Annotated in this window: 25 protein-coding genes; 7 read left to right on the top strand and 18 right to left on the bottom strand. The window is 65.6% G+C overall.

What is annotated here, in order from left to right:
- Window positions 1-22 precede the first annotated feature (22 nt).
- Together V6W80_RS11960 and V6W80_RS11955 are read left to right on the top strand one after the other, a co-directional pair.
- Window positions 23-1,192 carry a PLP-dependent aminotransferase family protein gene (locus V6W80_RS11960; protein WP_338547313.1) on the top strand — a complete coding sequence of 390 codons (1,170 nt, stop codon included), beginning with the start codon at window positions 23-25 and terminating at the stop codon, window positions 1,190-1,192.
- 1 nt (window position 1,193) lies between these two features.
- Window positions 1,194-1,793 carry a glutathione S-transferase family protein gene (locus V6W80_RS11955; RefSeq protein WP_173147555.1) on the top strand — a complete coding sequence of 200 codons (600 nt, stop codon included), beginning with the start codon at window positions 1,194-1,196 and terminating at the stop codon, window positions 1,791-1,793.
- 46 nt (window positions 1,794-1,839) lie between these two features.
- Here the strand turns inward: V6W80_RS11955 and V6W80_RS11950 are convergent, their stop codons facing one another.
- From V6W80_RS11950 to V6W80_RS11940, 3 genes are all read right to left on the bottom strand, one after another.
- Window positions 1,840-2,262, bottom strand: coding sequence for a hypothetical protein (locus V6W80_RS11950; RefSeq protein ID WP_017640525.1), 423 nt, complete (start codon window positions 2,260-2,262; stop codon window positions 1,840-1,842).
- A 339-nt stretch (window positions 2,263-2,601) separates the two neighbouring features.
- The gene (locus tag V6W80_RS11945) at window positions 2,602-3,501 is read right to left on the bottom strand and encodes a manganese catalase family protein (RefSeq protein ID WP_231355196.1); all 900 of its coding nucleotides are present in this window, start codon (window positions 3,499-3,501) and stop codon (window positions 2,602-2,604) included.
- 39 nt (window positions 3,502-3,540) lie between these two features.
- Window positions 3,541-4,053 (bottom strand): ferritin-like domain-containing protein, encoded by a 513-nt coding sequence (locus tag V6W80_RS11940; protein WP_017640528.1) that lies wholly within the window; start codon window positions 4,051-4,053, stop codon window positions 3,541-3,543.
- A gap of 351 nt (window positions 4,054-4,404) precedes the next feature.
- Here V6W80_RS11940 and V6W80_RS11935 point away from each other — a divergent pair, with 351 nt between their 5' ends.
- Window positions 4,405-7,269, top strand: a complete 2,865-nt coding sequence (locus V6W80_RS11935; RefSeq protein WP_338547308.1) for a bifunctional diguanylate cyclase/phosphodiesterase — start codon at window positions 4,405-4,407, stop codon at window positions 7,267-7,269.
- Here the strand turns inward: V6W80_RS11935 and rbsD are convergent.
- The 6 genes from rbsD to V6W80_RS11905 are packed head-to-tail and all read right to left on the bottom strand — an operon-like array spanning window position 7,266 to window position 13,086.
- Window positions 7,266-7,670: a D-ribose pyranase gene (gene rbsD, locus V6W80_RS11930; RefSeq protein ID WP_338547307.1), complete on the bottom strand. Its 405-nt coding sequence runs from the start codon at window positions 7,668-7,670 to the stop codon at window positions 7,266-7,268. The genes V6W80_RS11935 and rbsD overlap by 4 nt on opposite strands.
- Window positions 7,667-8,575, bottom strand: a complete 909-nt coding sequence (gene rbsK / locus V6W80_RS11925) for a ribokinase (protein ID WP_338547306.1) — start codon at window positions 8,573-8,575, stop codon at window positions 7,667-7,669. The genes rbsD and rbsK overlap by 4 nt, the downstream gene beginning before the upstream one ends.
- Window positions 8,565-9,584 carry a LacI family DNA-binding transcriptional regulator gene (locus V6W80_RS11920; RefSeq protein ID WP_017640532.1) on the bottom strand — a complete coding sequence of 340 codons (1,020 nt, stop codon included), beginning with the start codon at window positions 9,582-9,584 and terminating at the stop codon, window positions 8,565-8,567. Before V6W80_RS11920 ends, rbsK begins: the two co-directional genes overlap by 11 nt.
- On the bottom strand, window positions 9,584-10,561 hold the full coding sequence (locus V6W80_RS11915; protein WP_017640533.1) for an ABC transporter permease: 978 nt from the start codon (window positions 10,559-10,561) through the stop codon (window positions 9,584-9,586). Before V6W80_RS11915 ends, V6W80_RS11920 begins: the two co-directional genes overlap by 1 nt.
- On the bottom strand, window positions 10,558-12,114 hold the full coding sequence (locus tag V6W80_RS11910) for a sugar ABC transporter ATP-binding protein (RefSeq protein ID WP_017640534.1): 1,557 nt from the start codon (window positions 12,112-12,114) through the stop codon (window positions 10,558-10,560). The genes V6W80_RS11915 and V6W80_RS11910 overlap by 4 nt, the downstream gene beginning before the upstream one ends.
- A gap of 15 nt (window positions 12,115-12,129) precedes the next feature.
- A complete protein-coding gene (locus V6W80_RS11905; RefSeq protein ID WP_064308650.1) occupies window positions 12,130-13,086 on the bottom strand; it encodes a sugar ABC transporter substrate-binding protein in 957 nt (318 codons plus the stop codon).
- 208 nt (window positions 13,087-13,294) lie between these two features.
- On the opposite strand from V6W80_RS11905, the gene V6W80_RS11900 reads away from it, so the two are divergent.
- Window positions 13,295-13,843 (top strand): adenine phosphoribosyltransferase, encoded by a 549-nt coding sequence (locus V6W80_RS11900; protein ID WP_017640536.1) that lies wholly within the window; start codon window positions 13,295-13,297, stop codon window positions 13,841-13,843.
- A 653-nt stretch (window positions 13,844-14,496) separates the two neighbouring features.
- On the opposite strand, the gene V6W80_RS11895 is transcribed toward V6W80_RS11900, so the two are convergent.
- The 5 genes from V6W80_RS11895 to pnuC all read right to left on the bottom strand — a co-directional run bounded on the left by V6W80_RS11895 (window position 14,497) and on the right by pnuC (window position 17,158).
- A complete protein-coding gene (locus V6W80_RS11895; RefSeq protein WP_338547302.1) occupies window positions 14,497-14,802 on the bottom strand; it encodes a putative quinol monooxygenase in 306 nt (101 codons plus the stop codon).
- A 64-nt stretch (window positions 14,803-14,866) separates the two neighbouring features.
- Entirely contained in the window at window positions 14,867-15,415 is a 549-nt protein-coding gene (gene folE, locus V6W80_RS11890) for a GTP cyclohydrolase I FolE (RefSeq protein WP_017640538.1), read from the bottom strand.
- Between the two features lie 63 nt (window positions 15,416-15,478).
- Window positions 15,479-16,033 (bottom strand): Smr/MutS family protein, encoded by a 555-nt coding sequence (locus V6W80_RS11885; protein ID WP_017640539.1) that lies wholly within the window; start codon window positions 16,031-16,033, stop codon window positions 15,479-15,481.
- A 37-nt stretch (window positions 16,034-16,070) separates the two neighbouring features.
- Entirely contained in the window at window positions 16,071-16,598 is a 528-nt protein-coding gene (locus tag V6W80_RS11880; RefSeq protein ID WP_338547300.1) for an AAA family ATPase, read from the bottom strand.
- Entirely contained in the window at window positions 16,595-17,158 is a 564-nt protein-coding gene (gene pnuC / locus V6W80_RS11875; RefSeq protein ID WP_026083781.1) for a nicotinamide riboside transporter PnuC, read from the bottom strand. The genes V6W80_RS11880 and pnuC overlap by 4 nt, the downstream gene beginning before the upstream one ends.
- 266 nt (window positions 17,159-17,424) lie before the next feature.
- On the opposite strand from pnuC, the gene V6W80_RS11870 reads away from it, so the two are divergent.
- The 3 genes from V6W80_RS11870 to V6W80_RS11860 all read left to right on the top strand — a co-directional run bounded on the left by V6W80_RS11870 (window position 17,425) and on the right by V6W80_RS11860 (window position 20,630).
- Window positions 17,425-18,261, top strand: a complete 837-nt coding sequence (locus tag V6W80_RS11870) for an undecaprenyl-diphosphate phosphatase (protein WP_017640542.1) — start codon at window positions 17,425-17,427, stop codon at window positions 18,259-18,261.
- Window positions 18,258-18,758 (top strand): DUF1294 domain-containing protein, encoded by a 501-nt coding sequence (locus V6W80_RS11865; RefSeq protein WP_338547298.1) that lies wholly within the window; start codon window positions 18,258-18,260, stop codon window positions 18,756-18,758. Before V6W80_RS11870 ends, V6W80_RS11865 begins: the two co-directional genes overlap by 4 nt.
- A gap of 75 nt (window positions 18,759-18,833) precedes the next feature.
- Entirely contained in the window at window positions 18,834-20,630 is a 1,797-nt protein-coding gene (locus V6W80_RS11860; protein WP_338547297.1) for a gamma-glutamyltransferase family protein, read from the top strand.
- A gap of 120 nt (window positions 20,631-20,750) precedes the next feature.
- On the opposite strand, the gene mqo is transcribed toward V6W80_RS11860, so the two are convergent.
- From mqo to V6W80_RS11840, 4 genes are all read right to left on the bottom strand, one after another.
- Window positions 20,751-22,247: a malate dehydrogenase (quinone) gene (mqo, locus tag V6W80_RS11855; RefSeq protein ID WP_184287940.1), complete on the bottom strand. Its 1,497-nt coding sequence runs from the start codon at window positions 22,245-22,247 to the stop codon at window positions 20,751-20,753.
- Window positions 22,248-22,702: 455 nt separating this feature from the next.
- Window positions 22,703-24,292 (bottom strand): ABC-F family ATPase, encoded by a 1,590-nt coding sequence (locus V6W80_RS11850; RefSeq protein ID WP_338547295.1) that lies wholly within the window; start codon window positions 24,290-24,292, stop codon window positions 22,703-22,705.
- A 20-nt stretch (window positions 24,293-24,312) separates the two neighbouring features.
- On the bottom strand, window positions 24,313-25,503 hold the full coding sequence (locus tag V6W80_RS11845; protein ID WP_338547293.1) for a tyrosine-type recombinase/integrase: 1,191 nt from the start codon (window positions 25,501-25,503) through the stop codon (window positions 24,313-24,315).
- A gap of 243 nt (window positions 25,504-25,746) precedes the next feature.
- On the bottom strand, window positions 25,747-26,214 hold the full coding sequence (locus tag V6W80_RS11840; protein WP_338547291.1) for a hypothetical protein: 468 nt from the start codon (window positions 26,212-26,214) through the stop codon (window positions 25,747-25,749).
- Between the last annotated feature and the right edge of the window lie 40 nt (window positions 26,215-26,254).

The raw sequence follows: 26,254 nt of genomic DNA, 5'->3' as shown, positions 1-26,254 counted from the left end.
GCCACGGGCCACAGGAGGGCAGATGGCATTTTCCGAACGGGTAAGCCGACTCAAGAGCAGCCTGATCCGCGACATCCTGGCGGCGGCGCAGCGGCCGGAGGTGATGTCCTTCGCTGGCGGTCTGCCGGCCGAGCGCTGTCTGCCGGCGGTGGACTGGAGCCAGCTGCCGGCCGGCTTGGGCCAGTACGGCATGAGCGAGGGCGAGCCGGCGCTGCGCGAGGCCATCGCCGCCCAGGCGCGCGACTATGGCCTGGACTGTACGGCGGACCAGGTGCTGGTCACCACCGGTTCGCAGCAGGCGCTGGACCTGATCGCCAAGCTGTATCTCGATGTCGGCACGCCGGTGCTGGTGGAGGGCCCCACCTATCTGGCCGCGCTGCAGAGCTTCCAGTTCTTTGGCGCCGATTGCCTGGAGGTCAGCCTGACTCCGGAGGGGCTGGATCTGGACGCCTTGCGCCTGCGGCTGCAAGAGCGGCGCCCGGCCTTCGCCTACCTGATCCCGACCTTCCAGAATCCCTCCGGCGTGCGCTACTCCACGGCCAACCGTGCGGCCGTGGCAGCGCTGCTGGACGAATTCGGCGTGACCCTGGTCGAGGACGAGCCCTATCGCGAACTCAGCTATGACGGCGCCCCGGCACGACCGCTGTGCGCCCAGTTGCAGCGTAGCGCCTGGATCCATACCGGCAGCCTGTCCAAGACCCTGTTGCCCGGCCTGCGCGTGGGCTACCTCATCGCCTCGCCGGAGCTGCTCAAGCCGTTGCGAGCGCTCAAGCAGGCCGCCGATCTGCATACCTGCCGCATGAGCCAGTGGCAGGTGCTGCAATGGCTCGGCAGCGAGCGCTACGGAAGGCACTTGCAGGAGGTGCGGGCCTTCTACCGCGAGCGTCGCGATGGCTTCGCCGAGGCGCTGACCCGGCACTTCAGCGAGCTGGCCGATTGGCAGATTCCCCAGGGCGGGCTGTTTTTCTGGTTGCAGCTGAAAACGCCCCTGGATACCCGTACCCTGCTGGACGCGGCCCTGGCGCAGGACGTCGCCTTTATGCCGGGCGAGCCGTTCTTCGCCGAGCCGGATCGCCACCCTGGCCTGCTGCGGCTCAACTTCAGCCATGTGCTGCCCGAGCGCCTGGATACCGGTCTGGCGCGCCTGGCCGACGTGATTCGCGACGCCACCCCTACCTACAAGGAGCTGTGAGATGTATCAGGTCTATGGCGATCGCCGTTCCGGCAACTGTTACAAGGTGGTGCTGATGCTGCACCTGCTCGGCGTGGAGTATCGCTGGCACGAGGTGGATATCCTCGCCGGCGAGACCCAGAGCGACGCCTTCCTGGCGAAGAATCCCAACGGCAAGATTCCGGTGCTGGAGCTGGAAGACGGCACCTGCCTGTGGGAGTCCAACGCCATTCTCAACTTCCTCGCCGACGGCACAGGCTTCCTGCCCAGCGAACCGCGGTTGCGCACCCAGGTGCTGCAATGGCAATTCTTCGAGCAATACAGTCACGAGCCCTATGTGGCGGTGGCGCGCTTCATCCAGCTCTATCAGGGGTTGCCTGCGGAGCGCCGTGAGGAGTACGAGGTCTGCCAGGTCCGTGGCTACAAGGCGTTGCGGGTGATGGAGCAGCAGCTGCAACGCACGCCTTTCCTGGTGGGGGAGCAGTATTCGATCGCCGATATAGCGCTCTATGCCTATACCCACGTCGCCCACGAAGGGGGCTTTCGCCTGGACGACTATCCGGCGATCCAGGCGTGGCTGGCACGGGTCGCGGCGCAGCCGGGCCATGTCGCCATCGGCTGAAACGCCAGGAGGGGAGCCAGGCTCCCCAGTGGGCGCCGGGGCGTGATCAGCGAGCGCTGACCACGAATTGCCAGTACTGGTTGAGTCGGCGCTCACCCCCGTTGGCGGTCAGCAGGACCGAGGACGGCGGCTTGGACTGCAGCTCCGGTAGCGATTTCATCAGCGTGCGCCAGTTGCTGTAGTAGGTCTGCAGGCAGCGCCGGGCGGTGCCATTGTTCTGCAGAGAGGTCAGAGCCTTCTGATAGGCCGGTTCGATCTGCGACAGCGCCTGGGCTACGCAGCTGTCGGTATCGGAGAAACGGGCAGTGTCGCCGATGCGGGTACCGGCGATCACCGCCTTGTTCGCGCAACTCTTGAAGGCGATCATGCTGGCCTGCTCGAATTGCAGGGCATCCTGATCCATGGCGAAGGCGGGTGCGCTGCAGACGGCGGCTGCAACGAGGGCTAAGGCATAGGCGTGGCGTTTCATGGTGGCGTCCCTGGCTACGTCGGTAAGACGTGATGGCATCAATGCACAGCGGCAGACTGCACCGCTGAACAAATGTTCAGCGCAAAAGGCGGCAAAGCGCCATCAGGCGAATTCCACCAGACCGACGGTAGTGAGACCTATGAACAAGGTGGTCAGGACGACCATGGCGAACGCCAGGAGATAATCTTCCATCAGGGCTTTCCCTACTACGATGACGGCAGTAGGACCGATGGCAAATGGCCAGGTTCTTGCGGAAGGCGAGTCGGCGCAGACTAGCCGACGGAAGGTCATAGGTGGGGGTGAAGGCGGCGACACCCCAGGGGTGTCGCCGCATCGGCATCACTCGTTGAGACGGTTCTTGTCGAGCTGCTTGGCCAGGCCGGCGCCCAGATCGGCACCTGTCACCGGCGCTGCATTCGGGTCAGACATCGTACGGGTCGCGAGCTGCTCGACTGCCTTGGCCTGCATCGGCGGCAGCTTAACGCTGGCCAGGCCGTCGCCGCCGTCCACGGCGGGGCTGGGCTGTTCGACGAACTCCCAATCCTGACCCTGGTTCCACGGACCGCGCATATCGCCTTCGCCCTGCGACATGTTGTAGTAGACGCTGGCGAATTCTGGTCGTGGCGGCATCTTGCCCTGGGGAAAGTTTGGCTGAATGGAGTGTAGGGCGTTCTCGAAGGATTTCTGGTGGGCGATCTCGCGGGTCATCAGAAAGCTCAGCGTATCCTTGATACCCGCATCGTCGGTGACGTTGATCAGGCGCTCGTAGACGATCTTGGCCCGGGCTTCGGCGGCGATGTTGGATCGCAGGTCGATGGTCGGTTCGCCGACGGTGTCGATATAGGCCGCAGTCCAGGGCACCCCGCCCGAGTTGATTAGTTGCGGGCCGCCACCGTAGAGGATCTGGGTGAGGTGGGAGTCGTTGCCGGCACCCGTGAGGGAGCGGTACATGTCCGCTTCTTCCTGGGTCTTTTCCGCCAGATCGCCCTTGGCGCCCTTGTTCAGCATGGCGATCATCGAGCCGATGATTTCCAGGTGGCTGAGTTCTTCGGTGGCGATGTCGAACAGCATGTCCTTGCGGCCCGGGTCGAGCTCGGCTATCGCCTGGGTGAAGTAGCGCATGGCGGCGGCGAGTTCGCCTTGGGGGCCGCCGAATTGTTCCAGCATCAGGTTGGCGAGGCCGGGATTGGGTTCGGACACGCGCACGGTATATTGCAGTCGCTTATTATGGACGAACATGTAACCTCCAGGGGCTAGTCACGGGTAACACGGGGTAGTTCAGCGCTTCGCGGTCAGATCGGGATCGGCGGAGCGTTCCAGGAAGGCTCTGGTGGTGACGGGCAGGTCTTCGAGCAACCAGGCCGCCATGGCCTTCTCCTGTTCGAGGATGCGTTCGCAGGCTTGCTGCGTTTCGGTATCACCGATCTCGGCAGCGGCGGCGATCAGCGTGGTGTAGGTGGCGATTTCGATGTTCTCGAAGACATAGCCGGCGATGGCGCCCTTGATGACCTCGTCGCTCATGGGCGCACCACCAATGGCCTGGCCCAGCGCCATCAACTTGCCGCCCATGTCCTTGAGCGTCGAGGCGCTGCTGCCGAGGCGGCTCAGGCAGCCTTCGAGGACCTGGCGTTGCTCCTGGGTTTCCTTGATGTGCTGCTCGATGCGCTGGCGCAGTTGCGGATAGTGCTCCAGCCGCGCGGCCTGGGCGGAAAGCATTTTCTCGGCCTGTTCTTCCATGGCATGGGCGTCACGCAGCCAGTCGATCAGGTTGTCTTGCTTGGAAGCCGTCATGGAAAACTCCTGCTCGTAGAGAGAGGCGACAACGGGCCGGAAGGCCCCGCCAGATTGCGTTCTGTCTGCTTATTAGTGGGGCACGGCTAGCAAGAGATTCGCGGGACGGCGGTCTTTCTGATCGATGGAAAAGGGCCAGGGATTTTGTTCTACAAGCCCAGCGGCAAAGGGTCGTCTGGCAGGGCTGGTTGTTGGACAGCAACCTTCCGGCTGTACAACTCTTGTCCCAGTCAATCCTGGGTTTAGTAATATCTTTGCCGTTCGCGCCCCTAGGAAAACCGTTCACCCCGTACTTGCCGGAGAGGCAGACATCTGTGTCAGGATCCGGTGGATGCAAGGGAAGGAGTCAGCATGAAGGGGCCCAAGGAACAGCAGTCTGGCGCACGCTCGACCAAGCCGCTGGAGGAGCGCTGGCCGGATCCGAATGCCCAGGGCCTGGAAGCGGAGCAGATCATCGCGCAACTCTGTGCGGCGGCGACCGATGCGGACTGGGCCTGGTACCAGCGTCGCGGCAACTGGTCGTGCAAGGCCACCGGTAGTGGCGCCAGTGCCTGGCCGGCGTTGCTCGACGATGAGGAGCTGGCGCAGCTCTGCGCCCAGGCCTCGCTCAGCTGTCATCCCACCGGCAATGGACCGACGCCCCTGGGCTGGCTGCTGGCCCGTCCGGACGACCGTACCGATTTCGCCGCCTTGGCCCTGAGATTCGGCTTCGTGCTGCAGCGCCTGCAGTTGCAAAGGGCCCAGGCCATCCAGCAGGTGCTCTACGACATCACCTATCTGGCCAGCTCGACGGTGGATCGGCAGCTGTTCATGCAGCGCACCCATGAACTACTGGTGACCCTGATCGACGCGGAAAACCTCTGTCTGGCGCTGCTCGATCCGGACGCTGACCAGATCCACTATCCCTATTATTTCGACCAGCGCGACGAGAGTCCGCCTGAACCGGGCTCCTTCGAGCCACTGGATCGGGCGCAACCAAGCTTGACCGCCTATGTGCTCCTGCATGGCGAGCCCTTGCTGCTGCCCAAAGAGGCCATGGAGGCGGCCCAGACCAATGGCCCCTACTATTGCCAGGGCTCGGTTCCGGAATTCTGGATGGGCATTCCGCTCAAGGATGGCGCCGATCGGACCTTTGGCGTGCTCAGCCTGCAGGTCTACGACCGCGAACGCCGCTACGGTCCTGAGGATCAGGCGCTGTTCCAGGTGATCGCCCGCGACGTGGCCATGGCGCTGGATCGCATCCTGCGGCGCGAAGACATGGAGGCCACCGTGGGGCAGCGCACCCAGGAGCTGTCCGAAGTCAACGCCCGGCTGCGCGAACAGATCGCCGAGCGCGAGCGCGCCGAGCAACTGCAGGCGGCGCTGTTCCGCATCGCCGAGCTGTCCAGCGCCAGCACCGACATGACCGAGTTGCTGGGCGGCCTGCACCGGGTCGTGGGTGAGCTGCTCTATGCGCACAATTTCTACATCGCCCTCTACGACGACCTGTCCGGCGAGGTGAGTTTTCCCTATTTCGCCGATGAGCGCCGTACCACGGCGCCCGTCACCCGGCGCGGCACCCGGGGTTACACCGAATACACCATCCGCCAGCGGCGACCCTGCATCATCGATCGGCACAAGGCGCATCGACTGATCGAGGAAGGGGAGATCACCCCGGTCGAGGGTACCCCCGAAGCCTGCTCCTGGCTGGGCATCCCGCTCTATGACGGCAAGCAGGTCCGCGGGGTGCTGGCGGTGCAGAGCTATCGCGAAGACGTCTACTACAGCCAGCGCGACCAGGAGCTGCTCACCTTCGTTTCACGCCATATCGATACCGCCCTGTCCCGGCGCAGCGCGGCGGAAGCCATCCAGCAGTCACGCCAGGCGCTGGAGGTCCGGGTCCAGGAGCGGACCCGGGCGCTGGATGATGCCAATGCCAGACTGCTGTACGAGAACAACCACGATGCCCTGACCCGGCTGCCCAACCGCAGCTTCTTCCAGCAACGCCTGGCCGACCTCTGGGCGGCGTTGGAGCGCGATGGCACCGGCCTGGCGGTGATGTTTCTCGATCTGGACAGGTTCAAGCGCATCAACGACCAGTTCGGCCACCCCTTCGGCGACCTGCTGCTGGTCGCGGCCGGGCAGCGGCTGTCCAGTTGCCTGCGGGAAACCGATCTGCTGGCGCGGCTGGGCGGTGACGAATTCGCCATCCTGGTGCCCGGTGGTGGGCTGGAATCGCCGGTGGCCATCGCCCAGCGGATCATCGAGGCCTTCGACCGGCCACTGGTGATCGACGACCACAGCCTGTTCGCCTCCTGCAGCATCGGCATCGTGGTGGCCGATGCGAGTCTGCATCGCCAGCCGGACGATCTGCTGCGCGATGCCGACACCGCCATGTACCGGGTCAAGCAGGGCGGGCGCGACAACTTCGCGGTGTTCAACCAGGAGTTGCGCCAGGTGGTGTCCGACCAGGTGGTGCGCGAGGGCGCGCTGCGCAAGGCGCTGAAGAACGGCGACGAACTGGAACCCTTCTTCCAGCCGATCATCGAGGTCACGACTGGCCGCGTGGCGGCGCTGGAGGCGTTGATCCGCTGGCGGCAGCCGGACGGCAGCGTGCTGGCGCCCGGCGCCTTTCTACCCGAACTGGAAGGCCTGCGGCTGATCGGTCGGCTGGATACCTACATGCTGACGCGGATCGCCGCCATCCTGGCCGAGCCGGCCCATGCCCACTGGCCGGTGGTCCACGTCAACTGCTCCAGCTACAGCATCGTGCGGCCGGAATTCGCCGACGAGGTACTGAACATCCTGGCCACGCACGGCGTGGCGCCGTCGCGGATCTGCCTGGAGTTGACCGAAGGGGCCCTGGTCGCTGAGCCCGAGCGCGCCAAGGCCGCCATGGAGGCGCTGGATCTACAGGGCGTATCGGTGGTGCTGGATGATTTCGGCGCGGGCTTTTCGTCGCTCGGCTATGTCCATGAGTATCGCTTTCGCGGCCTCAAGATCGACAAGTCCTTTGTGCTGCGCCTCGCCGACAGCGCACGCAGTGTCGCCATCGTCCGCGCCATCGTGCGCATGGCCGAGTCCCTGGGCCTGGACGTGGTCGCCGAGGGCGTCGAGGACGCCCAGGCGCTGCAACTGCTCAAGAACATGGGCGCGCGCCATGCCCAGGGCTATCTGTTCGCCCGTCCGCTGGATCTGCTGGCGACCCGCCGGCTGCTGGCAGGGGCGGCTGGCTAGAAGGTGACGCCGGCGACCAGGATCAGGTTGGTATAGGGCTGGCACTCGCCGGTGCGAACCTGCACCCGAGCCTGGCGGCACAGGGTCTTCAACTCGTCGTGGGACACGAGGCGGCGACTGCCAAGGGCGCCCTCGGCGTCCAGGCGTTCCAGTTCGGCCAGCGCCGGCGGCTGGACCTTCAGGGTTTCCTCGGCGAGCAGATGGCTTTCCACCTGCATCTCGCTGAGCAGCGCCTGCAGCACACTGATGAAATCCGGTACGCCCGGGGTGACGGCCAGATCGACCAGCGGCGTACCCGGCGGCACCGGCATGCCGGCGTCACCGATGACCACCAGATCGCCATGGCCGAGACTGGCCACGGCCTGGGACAGGGCGATGTTGAGCAGAGCGGTTTTCTTCACCGGGCGAGCTCCTGGCGGGTGGGAATGGACGGCTGGGCGCCTGGGCGGGTGACGGCGATGGCGGCGGCCTGTTGGCCGAGGGCGATGGCCGCCTCCACGCTCAACCCCTCCGCAAGGCCAGCGGCGAAGCCGCCGAGGAAGGTATCGCCAGCGGCGGTGGTGTCCACCGCCTTGACCGCAGTGGCCGGATGGTGACGACAGCTGTCTGCGGTGACCTGCAGCAGACCCTGGCTGCCCAGGGTCAGCAGCACCTGGCGGGCACCGGCGGTGACCAGCTGACGCGCAGCGACCTCGGCCTGCTCCAGATTTTCCACCGGCAGCCCGGTCAGCAGGCTGGCTTCGCTTTCGTTGGGCACCAGGTAGTCGATATGGGCGTACCACTCGGCCGGCAGCGGGCCGGTGGCGGGCGCGGGGTTGAGGATCGCCGTCTTGCCCAGGGCATGGGCGCGGGCGAGGGCGTCGCCTACGGTAGCCAGGGGGACTTCCAGCTGGGCGATCACCAGCTTGGCCTGGTCCAGCAGGGGCTCCTGGGCCTGCAGCTGCGCGGCGGACAATTCGCCGTTGCCACCGGCGACGATGACGATGGCGTTCTGGCCCTGGTCATCCACCAGGATGGAGGCGATGCCGGTGGGCACCTCGGGCGCCACCCAGACGCCCCGGCAGTCGATGCCTTCCTGCAGCAGGCTGCGGGTTAGGAAGTCGCCGTAGGGATCGGCGCCGACGCAGCCGATCATGGCGACCCGGGCGCCCAGGCGTGCCGCGGCGACGGCCTGATTCGCGCCCTTGCCGCCGGGTGCGGTGGTGAAGGTATGGCCGGCGAGGGTCTCGCCGCCCTTGGGCAGGCGGGGAGCGCGCACCACCAGGTCCATGTTGAGGCTGCCGATGACGACGACGTCAGGGTGCATGGGAGGTCTCCAGAGCAGGGGGCGCCGCGGTGGATTCGCGCAGCACCAGCCGGGGTACGGCGATGTCGTGGGTGGAAGGGCTGCCGACCGTCTCGCGGCGCGCCAGCAGCAGCTGGGCGGCGCGCTCGCCGAGATCGCGGATCGACTGGCCGATGGTGGTGAGGGCCGGGTAGAGATAGCGGCTGAGCTCGATGTCGTCGAACCCTACCACCGAGAGCTGGGCGGGGACGCTCAGACCCTGCTCGGCGGCAGCGCGCAGCACGCCCAGGGCGATGGTGTCGTTGCCAGCGAAGATCGCGGTCGGGCGCTCTGGCTGGGCCAGCCACGCGCGAGCGGCGGCATGACCGGCCGCGGCGGTGAAGGGGCAGCGCTGGATGGCGCCAGGCGCGACGCCGGCTTGCGCCAGGGCCTCCTGGTAGCCGGTGATCCGCTCGCTGGCGACCGGGGAATCGGCCGGGCCGCCGATGCAGGCGATCCGGCGATGGCCGAGCTCCAGCAGATGGCGGGTGGCGAGCAGGCCGCCCTGGTGGTGATCGATGCGGATATGCGCGGCCTGGACGCCCTCCAGCGGCCGGTCGGCCAGCACCAGCGGGATGCGTAGGCTCGCCAAGGCCCGGGCGAAGCGCGGATCGCCGTCCACGGTGGCGACCACCAGGCCATCGATCCGCCGCTCCTTGAGCACCCGCAGATAGCGCAGCTGCTTGTCGGCATCGTCATCGGAATTGCAGAGGATGACGCTGTAGCCCTGGCGCTCGCAGTGATCTTCGATGCCGCGGGCCAGTTCGGCGAAGTAGGGGTTGACCGCATTGGGCACCAGCACGCCAAAGGTACCGGTGGCACGGCTGCGCAGGGAGCGGGCCACGCCACTGGGTACGTAGCCCAGTTCGGCGATGGCCGCCTCGACCTTTTCCCGCACGCCCGGACTGACCGGGCGGCTGTTGTTCACCACATGGGAGACCGTGGTGTATGAGATGCCGGCACGGGCGGCGACATCCTTGATGGTCGCCATCAGCCCTTGCTCTTGGCGCGCTGGCTGCGGTAGGTGTCGAGGATCACGGCGACCACGATGACCGCGCCAGTGATGATGCGCTTGGTCGGCTCGCTGGCGCCGATCTGGGCCAGGCCCGCGGCCAGCACCGAGATGATCAGCACGCCGAAGAAGGTGCTGATCACCGAGCCGCGCCCACCCATGAGGCTGGTCCCGCCGATCACCACGGCGGCGATCACCTGCAGTTCCAGGCCGACGCCGGCGTTGGGGTCGGCGGCTTCCAGACGGGAGATCTGGAACAGCGCCGCCAGGCCTGCCAGCAGGCCCATGAGGGCGAAGACGATGACCTTGTAGGGCTTGGGATTGATCCCAGCCAGGCGCACCGCTTCCTCGTTGGTGCCGATGGCGATCAGGTAGCGCCCGAGCACCGAGCGGGTCAGCAGCAGCTGCGCGACCACGATCACCAGCAGGGCGATGACGAAGGAGGGCGAGATGCCGAAGGCGAAGGGGGTCGACAGCCAGGCGTAGGCATCGCCGATATAGGCGGTGCGCGAATCGGTCAGCTGGTAGGCGGCGCCGCGGGCCATCTCCAGCACGCCCAGGGAGACGATGAATGAGGGGATGCGCCAGGCCACGGTGACGCTGCCGGTGAGGGTGCCGGTCAGGGCCGCGGCCAGCATGCCCAGGGCGGCGGCTGGCAGGATGCCCCAACCCCATTCCAGGGTGGCGACGCTGACCACGGCGGCGGCCAGGGCGACCACCGAACCCACCGAGAGGTCGATGCCGCCGATGATCAGGATGAAGGTCATCCCGGTCGCCAGCACCATCAGATCGGGGATCTGGTTGGCCAGGGTGGTGAAGGTGGCGTAGGAGAGAAAGTGGCTGCTCAGCAGGGAAAACAGCACGATCATCGCCAGCAGGGCGGCGGCCAGGCCGACGTAGGTGCCCAGGCCGAGGCCGAAGGCACGTCGGGCGGAGGTGACGGGAAGACTGCTCATCGAATGGCTTCCTGAGAAAGGGTTTGCGGCGGGACGGGTTCTTCCAGCAAGGCTTCGCGGGAGCGATAGCCGGCGAAGGCGGCGGCCAGCAGCCGCTCCTGGTCCCAGTCATGACGGTCGAAGGTCGCTTCCAGGCGGCCGGCGGAGATCACACCGATGCGATCGCAGATCAGCATCAGCTCGCGCAGGTCGCTGGAGACCACCACCAAGGCCTTGCCCTGGCGCGTGAGTTCGGCCAGCAGGCCATAGATTTCGAACTTGGCGCCGACGTCGATGCCGCGCGTGGGTTCGTCGAACAGCAGCACCTGGCAATCGCGTTCGAGCCAGCGCCCGATGACCACCTTTTGCTGGTTGCCGCCGGAGAGTTCGCCCACCGGCTGGCTGCCACCGTTGCAGCGGATGCGCATGCCCTTGATATGGCGCTCTGCCAGGGCCGCTTCGCGTGTACCGCTGACCAGGCCCTGCTGGGCGACCTTGGCCATGTTGCCCAGGGCCAGGTTGGCGCTGATCGGCTGGCTGAGCAGCAGGCCTTCGCCCTTGCGATCCTCGGTGATCAGGGCGATGCCCTGACGTACCACCTTGGCCGGTGACCCCAGGTCGACCGGCTTGCCGGCCAGGCGCACCGCGCCGGAATCGGCACGGTCGGCACCGAAGATCAGCCGCAGCAACTCGGTGCGACCGGCACCGATGAGCCCGGAGATGCCATAGATCTCGCCGGCGCGGACGCTGAAGGAGACGTCCTGGACCTTGTCGGCGCGAGTCAGGCCCTGGACTTCCAGCAAGGGTGGTCCAAAGCGGCGCTCGCCCATGTCCAGGTGCTCGCCGAGATCGCGACCTACCATGAGGCTGACGATCTGGTCGATGTCGTAGTGCGCCATGGGCGCATCGGCCACCAGGCGGCCATCGCGCAAGACCACCAGTTGCTGGGCGATGCGCTTGAGTTCTTCCAGGCGATGGGAGATGTAGACCAGCGCCACGCCGCGGGCACGCAGACGCTCGATCTGCTCGAACAGCAGGTCCACCTCGCGGGAGGTGAGCATGGCGGTGGGCTCGTCGAGGATCAGCACTCGGCAGTCGCCGATCAGGTTGCGGGCGATCTCCACCATCTGCTGATGACCCACGCCCAGCTCGGCGATGGGTGTATCCGGATCGATGGACTCCAGGCCGACCTGGGCCATGGCCAGCCGCGCCTGTTCGCGCAACTGGCGTCGGTCGATCCAGCCCAGGCGGCGGGGCAGGCGGTCGAGAAAGAGATTTTCCGCCACGGTGAGGGTGGGCAGCAGATTGAGTTCCTGCATGACCATTCGCACCCCCTGGGCCTCCGCCTCGCGGCGGCTGCCCGGGGCATAGGGTCGGCCGAGAAAGCTCAGTTCGCCGGTGGTGGGTTGCACCAGGCCACAGAGGATCTTGGACAGGGTGCTTTTACCGGCGCCGTTTTCCCCGGTGAGCGCCAGCACCTGGCCGGCGCGCAACTCCAGGTCCACGCCGCCGAGTACCGGCTGTGCATAGGTCTTGCCGATGTCACGGGCGCTGAGGATGACCTCGGACGACATGGGGCTCTCCTCGGATCAGGGCTGGGTGACGAGTTCGACCGGCGTCTCGATCACCCCGTCCTTGGCACCGGTGGGCTCGCCCTTGACCAGCTTGAGCGCGGCTTCGATCCCGAACACGGCCTGCTTGGCGGCGTACTGGTCGGCGGTGGCGAGGATGCGACCGTCCTTGAGCATCGGCTTGATGGCCTTGATGTTGTCGTAGCCGACCACCTGCACCTGGCCTTTCTTGCCCGCGGCACGCACGGCGGAGACGGCGCCCAGCGCCATGCTGTCATTGCCGGCCAGCAGGGCCTTGAGGTCGGGGTACTCGTTGAGCATGGCCGCGGCGACGGCATTGCCCTTGTCGATTTCCCAGTTGCCGGATTGCACGCCGACGATCTTCATGCCGGCCGCTTCCATGGCGTCCTTGAAGCCCGCGGTGCGCTGCTGGGCGTTGGTGGTGGTGGAGACGCCCTCAATGATGCCGACCTGGTCACCCTGCTTGAGCTGCTTGGCGAGGTACTCGCCCACCAGACGGGCGCCCTTGCGGTTGTCGGGGCCGACGAAGGGGATGTCCAGGGACTTGGACTTGAGCACATCCGGGTCCAGGCGATTGTCGATGTTGACCACCTTGATGCCGGCGTCGCTGGCCTTCTTCAGCACCGGAACCAGTGCCTTGGAGTCGGCCGGGGCGATGACCAGGGCGTCGACCTTGGACACGATCATCTGCTCGACGATGCGGATCTGGCTGGAGGTATCGGTCTCGTCCTTGATCCCGTTGGAGATCAGGTCGAAGTCGGCGGAATGCTCTTTCTGGTAGGTCTTGGCGCCGTCTTCCATGGTCAGGAAGAATTCGTTGGCCAGGGACTTCATGACCAGCGCGACCTTGGGCTTTTCGGCGGCCGTGGCATGACTGGCGGTGAGCGGCAGGATTAGCGAAGCGGAGGCGAGAGCGATAGCCGCCAGCAGGCGGGCAGGGCGAAAGGCCAGCATAGGAGGATCTCCGAATTCTTATGGTTCTTGTGATCACGCAAACGTTTGCGTGTAGCAAAGGATGTCCGTCGCCTTGGTAGCTGTCAATCCAGGTCACTACATGAATCGATTCAGCTTCCAGGGACGGCTGGTTGGCCCCGGCCGGGCGGGCCCCGGTATACTGGGCAATCGTATTCAACCAGGCGCCCGGCGCCCGAGAGTCTCTGCCATGTCCTTTTCCGAATCCGCCCTGAAATCCCTCATCCGCGCCGTGCCCGATTTTCCCAAGCCGGGGGTGATCTTTCGGGACATCACGCCGCTGTTCCAGTCGCCCGAAGGCCTGCGCGCCGTCATGGCGGAATTGCTGGAGCGCTATCGCTCGGCGTCCTTCACCCACGTCGGGGCGCTGGATGCGCGCGGGTTCCTCATCGGTCCGATCCTGGCTTATGAGCTGGGCAAGCCACTGGTGCTGTTCCGCAAGCAGGGCAAACTGCCGGCTGAGCTGCTGACCGAGGTCTACAGCACCGAATACGGCGACTCGGTGATCGAGGTACACAAGGACAGCGTCGGCGCCGGTGATTCGGTGCTGCTGGTCGATGACCTCATCGCCACCGGCGGTACCCTGGTCGCCGCCGGCAACCTGATCCGTCGCCTGGGCGCCGAGGTCCACGAAGCCGCCGCCATCGTCGACCTGCCCGAACTGGGCGGCTCCAAGCGCCTGGAGGCGGCCGGCATCCCCACCTTCGCCCTGACGAGCTTCGCGCTGTCCGAGTATTGAGTTTGCGATCGATCGCGGCCATGGGCCGCTCCTACGGGTAGCGCACGACGGTAGGAGCGCCCCATGGCCGCGATAACGGCGTCGTACCTCAACGTCCTGCTGGCACCTTCCATGGTGTCCGTACGCGAAGGGCAACACCTTGCGATGCCGGAGCGGCCGCCTCGGCGGACCGCCATGGCCGTAACGGGTTGCTCGAATCGTAGGTTGGGTTGAGCACAGCGAAGCCCAACAGCGTTTGACTCGGCACCAGCCTTGTTGGGCTTCGACGATAGAATCGTCTCAGCCCAACCTACGGTCCTGCTACGGGTACCGTAGGTTGGATTGAGCGCAGCGAGGCCCAACAGCGTTTGACTCAGCTGGCCCTGTTGGGCTTCGACGATGAAGCCGTCTCAGCCCAACCTACGATCCTGCTACGGACACCGTAGGTAGGGTTGAGCGCAGCGAAGCCCAACAGGGTTTGATTCAGCTGGCCCTGTTGGGCTTCGACGATGGAGCCGTCTCAGCCCAACCTACGATCCTGCCAGGGGCACCGTAGGTTGGGTTGAGCGCAGCGAAGCCCAACGGATGTTGCCCCGGCACCGGCGCTGTTGGGCTTCGACGATAGGGCCGTCTCAGCCCAACCTGCGATTTATCGCAATCCTGGCGGCCTTTGATCAAAGCTCAGCCGTCGGCCTTCTCGGCTCCAGCGGATACAGATCCACCTCGTCCGCCAGCTTGGGCAGCTCGTCCAGAAAGGCGAGGGTGTGCGGCTGGTTGAAGTGTCCGTCCTGGGCGGCGATCGAGGTCCAGCGGGCCTGGACCACCCAGAGATTGCCGTCCTCGCTGCCCTGGAATACCCGATAGTCCAGGCAGCCCTCGTCCTTGACCGCCACCGCGGCCAGATCCAGCAGGTGGGCACCCAGCGCCTGGGAGCGTTCGGGTTGGGCTCGGAACAGGGTAAGGCTGTGGACGTCCGTCATAATGGACAAGTCTCCTGAAGGGTTGAGGTTTCGACCCTTCAGGATAGCGGACGTCGTACCGGTCTCAGCGATTGATCAGGCCAAGGAATTCCGCACGGGTAGCGTCGTTGGCGCGGAATTGGCCGAGCATCACCGAGGTGACCATGGAGGAATTCTGCTTTTCCACGCCACGCATCATCATGCACATGTGCTGCGCCTCGATGACCACCGCGACCCCGGCGGCGCCGGTGACCTGCTCAATGGCCTCGGCGATCTGCCGGGTCATGTTTTCCTGGATCTGCAGGCGGCGGGCGAACATGTCGACCACCCGCGCCACCTTGGACAGGCCCAGCACCTTGCCCTTGGGCATGTAGGCAACATGGGCCTTGCCGATGAAGGGCAGCATGTGGTGCTCGCACAGGGAATATAGCTCGATGTTCTTGACCAGCACCATCTCGCTGTTGTCCGAGGTGAAGAGCGCGTCGCCCACCACTTCTTCCAGCGTCTGGCTGTAGCCGCGGCAGAGGTACTGCATGGCCTTGGCCGCGCGCTTGGGTGTGTCCACCAGCCCCTCACGGCTGATGTCTTCGCCGAGTCCGGTCAGGATCGAGGAGTAGTGCTGTTCGAGAGACATTTGGGTTCCTGTTTGTCGATAAGGAAGTTGGCGCTCGGATGAGACGTCACCCGAGTCACAGGATCACTCGTCGCGACCTTCGAGCATGGTGCGCTTGAGCAAGACATAAAGCGAGCCGGTCCCACCGTGGCGGGGCAGGCAGGAGGTGAAGCCCAGCACTTGCGGGTGCTGGCGCAGCCAGGTGTTGACGTGACTCTTGATCAGCGGTCGGCGCCCATCCAGGCGCGCGGCCTTGCCATGGGTGATGCGCACGCAGCGGATTTCCAGGCGAGTGGCCTCGGCGAGAAAGTCCCAGAGGGTTTCCCGGGCCCTTTCCACGGTCATGCCGTGCAGGTCCAGGCTGCCCTCGAAGGGAATCTGGCCGCCCTTGAGGCGACGTAACTGGGTGTCCTGGACGCCATCGCGGCCCCAGTAGAGTTCGTCCTCGGCGCCCACGTCGATGACGAAGGCATCGCTCAGGCCGTCGACCCGGGTAGCGGTCGTGGTCTTGGTCGCATCCGCGCGGCGCTGGGCGATCTGGCCCAGGTCGGCGCGCGACTTGCCGGTGTCGGCGCGATCCTGCTTGAGCGGACGGATTCCGCGGGTGAAGTCGGCGAAAGAGGCATCGTCGTCGTGCATGGCGTTCTCCGGTACAGGACGTCATTCTACCGGCGGGTCAGGCGTCGTGCAGCAATCGGCTCACCGCGGCCAGCGCGGCCCTTTGCCGCTCGGGCCAGTCGCCGGCGATTTCCAGCACCGGCTGGCCATGGGCCTGCAGCCAGTCCCGGCAATGCGCGAAGAACGCCAAGCGCTCGGCGAGCTCCGGTTGGCAGCGCTGACCGTCGTCCTGCCAGGCGACATCGCGAGGATCGAGCAGCAGGTGCAGGTCATAGCGACGGGCCAGCAGAGCCGGCTCTAGCCAGTCGGGCGCGGCGCCGAACAGCAATCGACTCCACAGCAGGTTGCTCAGCAGGTGGGTATCGAGCAGCAGGAGCGCCGGTGCGCTCGCGCGTGCCTGGTCCTCGCGGTGCAATTGCTCGCGGGCGATGACATCCACGTCCGCCAGGCAGGTATCGGTGCCGTGCCGCTCGCAGTATTCGCGGACGTACTCATCCACCCGGACCCCGCCGAAGCGCTCGGCGAGAACCGTCGTCAGCCACGATTTGCCACTCGATTCGGGGCCGGTCAGCACCACCACTTTCATCGTGCGGTCGCCAGGGCTCGGCGCCAGTCGAGCCAGCCGTAGGCGGCCAGACCGACAAAGACCGCATAGAGGATGGCGGTGGGGTAGAGGCCCTTGTAATAGAAGAGGCCCACATAGATGACGTCCAGCACGAACCACAGTACCCAGCACTGCAGGCGCTTCTGCGCCATCCAGAACTGGGCGACCAGGCTGAAACCGGTGAGCGCGGCATCCAGCCAGGGCAGGGCGGCATCGGTGTGGGTGCCCATGAGGTAGCCCAGGACCAGGCTACCCAGGGCGCCAACGGCCAGACCGGCCAGCAGCGGTCGGGTGGTGAGCGAGCTGACCACCCGACCCTGGTGTTGCTGGCCGCCCCGCAGCCATTGCCACCAACCATAGAGCTGCAGCACCGCATAGATGCACTGCAGCAACATGTCGGAATAGAGCTTCACCTCCAGGAAGATCCAGGCGTAGAGCACCACCATCACCAGGCCGATGGGCCAGGCCCAGATGTTCTGGCGCACCGTCAGCCAGACGGCGATCACCCCGAGAACGGCGGCCAGCAGCTCCACGGGCGACATGCCCAGCAGGGTGGTGAGCGACTCCAGAAACGACATGCTTCACATCCGGAAAGATTCGATTCGTCATTGTACGGCACCTAATGGCCGTCTATCGGTCTCTTCAACCGGTCTCGCTCTGGTAAGGTGCCGGGCGACCACCACAGCATGAGCTGTCCTGGGTACCGCGAAGGGCCACGCCCTGCGGAGCGTCACGGTTCGAACCCCGTTGCCGCCGGCGTCTTCGGACCCGGCTACCTGCAAATGTTTCACTTGGATGGAGTAATACCATGGACCTATGGAGTGCCTTGCAGGCGCTGATTCTGGGGATCGTCGAGGGCATCACCGAGTTCCTGCCCATTTCCAGTACCGGCCACCAGATCGTCGTCGCCGATCTGATCGGCTTCGGCGGGGAAAGGGCCATCGCCTTCAATATCATCATCCAGCTGGCGGCCATCCTGGCCGTGGTCTGGGAATACCGCTTCAAGGTCTTCGAGATCGTCACCGATCTGCCGCGCAAGTCCTATGCGCAGCGGTTCACCGGCAACCTGATCGTCGCCTTTCTGCCCGCTGCGGTGCTGGGCGTGATCCTTGGTGACCTGATCCACGAATACCTGTTCAATCCCATCACCGTGGCCTTCGCCCTGGTGATCGGCGGCGTGATCATGATCTGGGCGGAAAAGCGTACCCATCGCATCCGCGTGGAAGAGGTGGACGACATGCGCTGGCATGACGCCCTCAAGGTGGGCTGCGCCCAGTGCCTGGCGATGATTCCGGGCACCTCGCGCTCCGGTTCCACCATCATCGGCGGCCTGCTGTTCGGTCTGTCGCGCAAGGCGGCCACCGAGTTCTCCTTCTTCCTGGCCATGCCAACCATGGTCGGCGCGACCGTCTACTCGGTGTACAAGTACCGTCATCTGTTCACTGCCAGCGATGTGCTGGTGTTCGGGGTCGGCTTCATCACCTCCTTCATCTTCGCCATGCTGGCGGTCAAGGCCTTGCTGAAGTTCATCGGCAACCACAGCTACGAGGTGTTCGGCTGGTACCGTATCGTCTTCGGACTGTTGATCCTGGCCACCTGGCAATTCGGCTGGATCGACTGGAACGCGGCCAAGGCGGCCGGGTGAAGCCCGAGAAGGAACAGCAGAGCCGGCGCCAGCCGGCTCGTGCGTCTGGGCAGAAAGCGCCCCCCAAGACCAGCAAACGGGCGGGGGCGCTGACGCCCTATGAGCAACGCGCGGCCATCGCCCGGCAGGACATGCTCGCGCTGCTGCAGATCGCCGTCTTCATCCTGCCGCTGGTGGGCATGCTGTCCCTGGCCTTCGGCCGTGGGGTGCTCTGGCCACTGCCGCTCTACCTGCTGGCCAGCGTGGCCACCTACCTGCTCTACAAGCATGACAAGCAGCGCGCCCGCGACAAGGGCTGGCGCGTGCCGGAGCGGGTCCTGCACCTGGGCGAAATGCTCGGTGGCTGGCCGGGTGCCCTGATCGCCCAGCAGCGCTTCCGCCACAAGACGGTCAAGCTGAGCTTTCGGCTGGTGTTCTTCGCCATCATCGCCCTGCATCAGCTGCTGTGGCTGGATGTGCTTTGCGGCGGCCTGGTGCACCGTCACCTGCCGTTCTGAGGTCAGGCAGGCGGCATGGCTGCAGGTGATGGGCTAGGCTAGGCAGGCGAATGCCGCCCGTTGCCCAGGAGCCCCATGTTGCGAACCCCTCTGTCGATCCTCACGTCCCTGTTCCTGTCCCTGACCCTGGCGGCCTGTAGCCACAGCCGCGAGACTTCCTTGCCCGTCGCCCCCGAGGCCGGCTCCGGCTATCGGCCCGGGCTGACGGCCAGCGAAGCCACCCGGCAGATGGCGGCGGCGGCCAATCCGCTGGCTGCCGAGGCCGGGCGGGAGATCCTGCGGCAGGGTGGCTCGGCCATCGATGCCGCCATCGCCATGCAGGCGGTCCTGACCCTGGTCGAGCCGCAATCCTCGGGAATCGGCGGCGGTGCCTTCCTGCTCTACTGGGACGGTCGCAAGGTTCAGGCCTACGACGGTCGCGAAACCGCCCCGGCAGGTGCTACGGAACAGCTCTTCCTGCGTGCGGATGGCAGCCCCATGGCCTTCGAGGAGGCCCGCATCGGCGGGCGCTCGGTCGGGGTGCCCGGGGTGTTGCGCGCCCTGGAGCTGGCGCATCGCGACCACGGCAAGCTGGCCTGGCGGGTGTTGTTCGAGCCGGCCATCCGCCTGGCCCGCGATGGTTTCCCATTGTCGCCGCGGCTGCATAACCAGCTTGTGCACGATCCTTTCCTCAAGCAGTCGCCCGGTATGGCCGCGCTGTATCTGGATGGGCAGGGTCAGGTGAAGCCGGTGGGCACCCGGCTGCGCAACCTTGAGTTGGCCGACACCCTGGCGCTGATCGCCCGGGAAGGTGCCGGGGCGCTCTATGGCGGCGACCTGGCCAAGGCCATCGCCTCGGCCGTACAGCGGAGCCCCAATCCCGGCAGCCTGAACCTCCAGGATCTCGCCGGCTATCGTGCCAAGACGCGCACGCCACTGTGCACCGACTACCAGCGCTGGCGTGTCTGCGGCATGCCGCCGCCCGCTGGCGGCATCACTGTGGCTCAGACCCTGGGCATCCTCCAGGCCCTGCAGGCGCGGGATCCGGCCTGGGCGCTGGCGCCCCTGCGGCCGGTACCGACCACCTTGCCGGCGGCCCAGGAGCCGCGTGCCGAAGCCGTGCATCTGATCGCCGAAGCCGAGCGCCTGGCCTATGCCGATCGCGCCCAGTACGTGGCGGATCCGGAGCTGGTGCCGGTCAACGTCAAGGGGCTGCTCGATCCCGCCTATCTGGCCAGTCGTGCGCAGCAGGTCGGTGAGCGCAGCCTGGGCAAGGCCGCCCCCGGGGTGCCGCCCGGACCGACCCTGGCCTGGGCGCCGGACCGCTCGCCGCTGCGCCTCTCCACGTCCCAGGTGGTGGCCGCGGATGCCTGGGGCGGCGCCCTGTCCATGACCACCACGGTGGAGAGCTACTTCGGCTCCCATCTGATGGTGAAGGGCTTCATGCTCAACAATCAGCTGACGGACTTTTCCTTCGTACCGCGGGAGAAGGGCCGGCCGGTGGCCAACCGGGTGGAGCCGGGCAAGCGTCCGCGCTCGACCATGTCGCCGACCCTGGTGTTCGATCGCCACAGCGGTGAGCTGCTGGCCGCCCTGGGCTCGCCGGGTGGCTCGCAGATCGCCGGCTATGTGGTCAAGACCCTGGTGGGCTTGCTGGATTGGCAACTGGATCCCCAGGCGGCCGCGGGGCTGCCGAATTTCGGCAGCCGCAACGGTCCCACCGAGCTGGAACGCGGCCAGACCACCCCGGCCTTGCGCCAGGCGCTGGAGCAGCGTGGGCATCAGGTGCGCGAAGACGAGATGACCAGTGGCATCCAGGTCATTCGCCGGATGGGATCAGGCTGGCAGGGGGGCGCGGACCCAAGACGGGAGGGCGCGGCGTTGGGGGATTAAGTAGGCGTCGGAGGGCGACAGCCCTCACCCCAACCCTCTCCCAGAGGGAGAGGGGGCGGTTTTGCTGGGGTGGGGACGTCAGGAGCAGGGATGGCCCGCCAGTGGGCCATCCAGGTAGTGTCACGCCGGCTGGTCGAGTTGCAGCACGCGGGTGGTGCGCTCCCGTACTTCCCGCAGCAGCTCCGGCTCTTCGGCCAGCTTGTGACCGAAGGAGGGGAACATCTTGCGCAGCTTGGCCTGCCACTCTTCGCTCTGGTAGCGGCTTGGGAAGCAGCGCTCGACCAGGGTCAGCATGATGGACACCGAAGTGGAAGCACCTGGAGAGGCGCCCAGCAGGGCGGCGATGGTGCCGTCACCGGAAGCGACGATCTCGGTGCCGAACTGCAGGATGCCGCCTTTCTGCGGGTCCTTCTTGATGATCTGCACCCGTTGGCCAGCCACTTCCAGGCGCCAGTCCTGCTTGCGCACGGCCGGGTAGAAGGCGCGCAATTCCTCGACGCGCTGGTCGAAGGACTGCAGCACCTGGCCGACCAGGTAGCGGGTCAGCGGCATGTTGTCCCGCGCCACGGCGAGCATGGGGCCGATGTTGCCGGACTTGATCGACTTGGGCAGGTCGAGGAAGGAACCGCGCTTGAGGAACTTGGTGGTGAAGCCGGCGAAGGGGCCGAACAGCAGCGACTTCTTGCCATCCACCACGCGGGTGTCCAGGTGCGGCACCGACATCGGCGGCGAGTTGACGCCGGCCAGGCCGTAGACCTTGGCCTGGTGCCGTTCGACGATGTGTGGGTCGTCGCAGCGCAGCCACTGGCCGCTCACCGGGAAGCCGCCGTAGCCGGCGCCCTCGGGGATGCCGGACTTCTGCAGCAGCGGCAGGGCCGCGCCACCGGCACCGAGGAAGACGAACTTGGCGATCAGCGTGCGCGTAGCACCGGAGCGGCTGTCCTCGATGGTCAGGCGCCAGCGTTGATCCGCTTCGCGGGTCAGGTCCACCACCTTCTGGTTGTAGCGCACCTGGGTGCCGGGGCGGGTCTGCAGGTGACCCAGCAGGCTCATGGTCAGGGCGCCGAAGTTGACGTCGGTACCACCGGCCACATGGGTCGCCGCCACGGCTTCGGTAGCTGGGCGGCCTTCCATCACCAGGGGCATCCACTCGCGCAGCTTGGCGTGGTCCTCGGAATACTCCATGCCGTCGAAGCAGGCGTGGTCCTTGAGGGCTTCATAGCGTTTGCGCAGGAAGGCGATGTCCTTGGCGCCATGCACGAAGGACATGTGCGGCACGGGGCTGATGAAGGCGCGCGGCGAACCGAAGTGGCCTTCCTCGACCAGGTAGGACCAGAACTGCCTGGAGGCCTCGAACATGCCGTTGATGCTGAGGGCCTTGGTGACGTCGATGCTGCCGTCCGCCTTTTCCGGCGTGTAGTTCAACTCGCAGAGGGCCGCATGGCCGGTTCCGGCGTTGTTCCAGGGGTTGGAACTCTCCGCCGCGCCTACGTCGAGCAGTTCGAGTACCTCGACGGTACTCGTGGGCTCCAGCTCCTTGAGCATGACCGCCAGGGTCGCGCTCATGATTCCCGCGCCGACGAAAACGAAATCCGACTCTTCGTTACCACTGTGCATTCATCGTACTCCTGAGACAGTGTCTCGCTTTACACCTGAGAGAGAGCGGGCGTCGGAGCCCGACCTCGAGTTGGGCGACCCCGAGCTGGCCGCGAACGGACAGGCAGGGGCGGGCAACCGGTAGGGCATGGCAGTCAGTTGCGACAGCAGCCGTCCGGCAATGTTCTGATTTATTGAGTGGGGGCCAAGCGTCCTGGCGGGCCGGCGGAGGCCGGTGCCAGGAGGGGCGATCAGGATGCGACAGGGAACCCGTCGAGCGTGCCGGAAGGGGGCGCTACGTGTTACGAGACGTGGCAGGAGACCCCTGGTCTCCCGGCGCAAACGATAGGTGATGATCGCGGCGATCCTGGTCGAGTACCCGTTTCGGTGCGAAATGATACCTAGGGTAACTGCTTAGGGCACCATCTATTTTGTTCGTGTAGTGGGTGGCGCGACCCACTACACGAACCCTGGGGTCAGCCGTTGATGCCCTGGCTGCGCAGGTAGTCGTCGTAGCTGCCGCTGAAATCGACCACGCCGGTCTCGCTCATGTCGAGGATGCGGGTCGCCAGGGACGAGACGAATTCGCGGTCGTGGCTGACGAAGATCAGGGTGCCCGGATAGTTTTCCAGCGCCAGGTTCAGCGCCTCGATGGATTCCATGTCCAGGTGGTTGGTGGGCTCGTCCATCACCAGCACGTTGGGCTTCTTCAGGATCAGCTTGCCGAACAGCATGCGCCCCTGCTCACCACCGGAGATGACCTTGATCGATTTCTGGATGTCGTCGCTGGAAAACAGCATGCGACCCAGGGTGCCGCGTACCATCTGCTCGCCGCCCTGCGTCCATTGGCCCATCCACTCGAACAGGGTGGCATCGTCAGCGAAGTCCTCGGCATGGTCCTGGGCGAAATAGCCGACATCGGCGCTGTCGGTCCACTTCACTTCACCGCTCTGAGGAGCCATCTCGCCCACCAGGGTGCGCAGCAGGGTGGTCTTGCCAATGCCGTTGGGGCCGAGGATGGCGACCCGCTCGCCGGCTTCGATCTGCAGACCCAGGCGCTTGAACAGCGGGGTGCCGTCGAAGCCCTGGGTGACGTTTTCCAGGGTCACCGCCTGGCGGTGCAGCTTCTTGTTCTGCTCGAAGCGGATGAAGGGGCTGACGCGGCTGGACGGCTTGACCTCGTCCAGCTGGATCTTGTCGATCTGGCGCGCCCGGCTGGTGGCCTGCTTGGCCTTGGAGGCGTTGGCCGAGAAGCGGCTGACGAATTGCTGCAGTTCGGCGATCTGGGCCTTCTTCTTGGCGTTGTCTGACAGCAGGCGTTCGCGGGCCTGGGTGGCGGCGGTCATGTACTCGTCGTAGTTGCCGGGGAACAGGCGCAGCTCACCGTAATCCAGGTCGGCCATGTGGGTGCAGACGCTGTTCAGGAAGTGGCGATCGTGGGAGATGATGATCATGGTGCTGTTGCGCGCGACCAGGATGCCTTCCAGCCAGCGGATGGTATTGATGTCCAGGTGGTTGGTCGGTTCGTCGAGCAGCAGCAGTTCCGGATCGGAGAACAACGCCTGGGCAAGCAGCACCCGCAGCTTCCAGCCGGGGGCGACGGCGCTCATGGGGCCGAAGTGCTGGTCCTGGGGGATGCCCAGGCCGAGCAGCAGCTCGCCCGCCCGCGCTTCCGCGGTGTAGCCGTCGTATTCAGCGAACTGCACCTCCAGTTCGGCCACGGCCATGCCGTCGTCTTCGCTCATTTCCGGCAGGGCATAGATGCGGTCGCGCTCGGCCTTGACCTTGGCCAGTTCGGCGTGGCCCATGATCACGGTATCGATGACCGTGCAGTCTTCGTAGGCGAACTGATCCTGGCGCAGCTTGCCCAGGCGTACGTTGGGTTCGAGCATCACCTGGCCGCCGGTGGGTTCGAGATCGCCCCCAAGAATCTTCATGAAGGTGGACTTGCCGCAGCCGTTGGCGCCGATCAGGCCGTAGCGATGGCCGTTGCCGAATTTGACGGACACGTTCTCGAACAGCGGCTTGGCGCCAAACTGCATGGTGATGTTAGCGGTGGAGATCAAGGGGGTTACCTATCAAGGACTTACAGCGTCGCCGGATTCGCCGATACCGATTTGATACCAATTCCGAGCTTTGCTATCTCGCTCCAGTCTGAACCTGAGTTGATCCAGCGAGCGTATGTGGAAAGGAGGATCTGGATGGTGTTTCCCAGCTGTTGGGCGATGAAGGCGATGTTCATGCCGGACATTAAGCACATTGTCGCATAGGTGTGACGGCAGTTATAAGGCCGCCGGTACCGGATGCCGAGGGCGGCCAGGGTAGGGCGCCACTGGTGATGGATGTCTGACGTCTGCTTCACGTGCTCGGCGTTCTTTGAGGGCGGGAAGACGAACGGGGTCTCCTTGATCTTGCCCGAGCCCTTCCGGCGCCGTTCGGCGTATTGCTGAGCGAAGCGCAGGGCGTGGATCGATCGCTCGTTGAGCAGGATGGTCCGCGACTTGTGGGTCTTGGTTCGCTCCTCGACCTCGCCAAGGGCGACCACCCGGAAGATCCGGACGTGCCCACTCTCCAGATCCACCGCATCCCACTGCAGCGCCAGGGCTTCAGCGATCCGGACGCCGCTGTAGAACATGAACTCATAGAGCGCGGCATAGATGCTGGTCGGCCAGTGATCGCGGGCATACATCGCCTCGATGATCCGGTCGGCCTCGGCCTGGCTGAACGGGTCCACCTCCTTCTTCGTCCGGCGCGGCAGTTCCAGGGCCTCGGCCGGGTTCTTCTCGATCAGCCCATCGCTGACCGCCGACTTCAGCAGCGTCGACAGCCGGGTCATCGCGTTGCGCTTCACCGCCGGTGAGGTCCAGTCTGTCTCGGCGACGATCCGCCGCAGCAGGGCCGGGGTGATGAGGTCGATCCGGGTCCGGGCCAGGTGCGGCTGCCAGTAGATGTTGAGCGCGCTCAGGTAGTTGTTCCTGGTGCCCTTCGCCATCCCGCGGCTGTCGAGCCAGAGCTGGGCGTACTCGCCGAAGGTATTGCTGCTGGCGGCCATGGCCGAGCTCGGGAAGAGCTCGGCATACTTGGCGTCGTCCATCAGGCCCAGCTTGATCAGGTCGACTACCTGAGAACGCAGTCGGGATGCAGCCGCGATGCCCTTTTTCGTGATGGGATAGGGGAGCGTCTCGCTGTGTCGCCTGCTGTTCCAAGTGAAGCGGATGCGGAGCGACTTCCGGAAAATTTCGACTCCGGTGGGCATATCCATTGCGCTTCCAGCCATTCGTCATACCTCCGTTTGCTGTAAATGGTCTCGCGGCCCTGCTTGATCCAGATGCCGGCGGGGATTTGGTTGCGGGCGCGCCTCGTTCGGAGCGCTCGGACGGTGATGCCCAGGTACTGGGCGAATTGGGCTTCGTTGAGCTTGTCGCGGTCGTCGACCAGTTCCTCTGCTGCAGACATGGGGACTCCTCGCCGGCCGGCGGCCAGCGGTGCGGGATGATAGGAGAGGGTGGCGCGGAAGGGGTCAGGCGGACTTGCGAGGCCGGGAGCCGGGTACCCAGTCGTCCAGGCCGCGATCGATGCTCTTGCAGATGCGCCCCCTGACTGGCTTGCGGAGCTTGGCGCCGCGCCATCCGCGGTGGTAACGGGTGCTCAGGACGTTTCGCGGAATTCCGGTCTCACGGGATATCTGGGCCAGCAGCCCCAGCTCCTCCGCGCTCAGCCGTGGACGTGCTGGCGCGTACAGGTCTTTACCGGTCAGCTTCCGATATCGGATAGCGCCTAAGGACAAGCCAGTGGCCTTGCAGGCGTCGATGATTTCCGTGGCCGTCTTGCGCAGCGGCTTGATGAGGTCTTCACCCTCCAGGCACTGGGCGTAGTAGCGGTCATGGATGGCGCGATAGGGGATGTCGTAGCGTTCTGCGATCTCGCGCAGGGTCAGAAGCTCGCCGCGGATTTCAAGCCGGCGGCGGGGCGGGGCTCCTCCAGGCATAGGTCACCTCAACGTTGCTTAGGCGGTGGTGGTGGATTGC

The sequence above is a fragment of the Pseudomonas benzopyrenica genome (assembly GCF_036884265.1).
GTDB classification, from domain to species: domain Bacteria; phylum Pseudomonadota; class Gammaproteobacteria; order Pseudomonadales; family Pseudomonadaceae; genus Chryseomonas; species Chryseomonas benzopyrenica.
Note: the sequence above shows the minus strand (reverse complement) of the source record. Positions and strands in the feature narration are given on the sequence as shown.